At 73.5% G+C, this 1,014-nt stretch carries 1 protein-coding gene; it reads right to left on the bottom strand.

Going from position 1 to position 1,014, the window contains the following annotated elements:
* Positions 1 to 1,011: hemolysin family protein (locus H5J30_RS35580; protein WP_181791915.1), on the bottom strand; the 1,011-nt coding region annotated here is incomplete at its 3' end.
* Between the last annotated feature and the right edge of the window lie 3 nt (positions 1,012 to 1,014).

The following is a 1,014-nucleotide window of genomic DNA, read 5'->3' as shown; positions in this document are numbered from 1 at the left end:
CGGCGCGGGGCCCACCAGCTCCGACAGGACGTCCTCCATGGTGACGAAGCCCAGCACCCGCCCCTGGTCCCCGGTGACGGCGGCCAGGTGGCTGCCCGCGGCGCGCAGCGCGGTGAGCGTGTCGTCCAGCGGGGTGTCGATGGCCACCCGGGTCATCGGGTGCAGCGCCGTCCGCGGGAACGGCGCCTCCCGGTCCGTCACCCCGAGGGTGTCCTTGATGTGCAGGTAGCCCAGCAGCGCCCCGCCCCGGTCGGTGACCGGGAAGCGGGAGAAGCCCGCCTCGGCGGCCAGCCGCTCCAGCCGGGCCGGGGTGACGGTGTCCTCGACGGTGGTCATGGTGCCCGCGGGCACCAGGATCTCGCCGACCGGCCGGGTGCCCAGCTCCAGCGCGTCCCGCAGCCGCTCGCCGTCGGCCGGCTCCAGCAGCCCGGCCTGGCTGGCGTCGGTGACCATCCGGGCGAGCTGGTCGTCGGTGAAGACCGCGGCCACCTCGTCCTTCGGCTCCACCCGCAGCAGCTTCAGCAGCGCGTTCGCGAAGGCGTTGATGCCGAAGACCACCGGGCGCAGCGCGCGGGTCACCGCGACCAGCGGCGGGCCCAGCAGCAGCACGGTGGGCACCGGCGCGGCCAGCGCGATGTTCTTCGGGATCATCTCGCCGATGAGCATGTGCAGGTACGTCGCCACCGTCAGCGCGATCACGAACGCGATCGGGTGCACGGCCGCGGACGGCACGTTCGCCGCCTCGAAGCCGGGCTCCAGCAGGTGGGCGATGGCCGGTTCCGCGACCGCGCCCAGCACCAGCGAGGAGACGGTGATGCCGAGCTGGGCCGTGGCCATCATCGCGGAGAGGTGTTCGAGGCCGTGGAGCGTGATGCGGGCGCGCTTGTGCCCGCGCCTGGCCTGCGGCTCGATCTGGCTGCGCCGTACGGAGATCATCGCGAACTCCGCGCCGACGAAGAAGGCGTTCGTGACCAGCGTCAGGGCGCCGATCCACAGTTGCAGCGCGGTCACCGG

This window comes from Streptomyces phytophilus (assembly GCF_013870535.1).
GTDB classification, from domain to species: Bacteria; Actinomycetota; Actinomycetes; order Streptomycetales; family Streptomycetaceae; genus Streptomyces; species Streptomyces phytophilus.
This window is presented reverse-complemented; position numbering and strand designations above follow the sequence as displayed.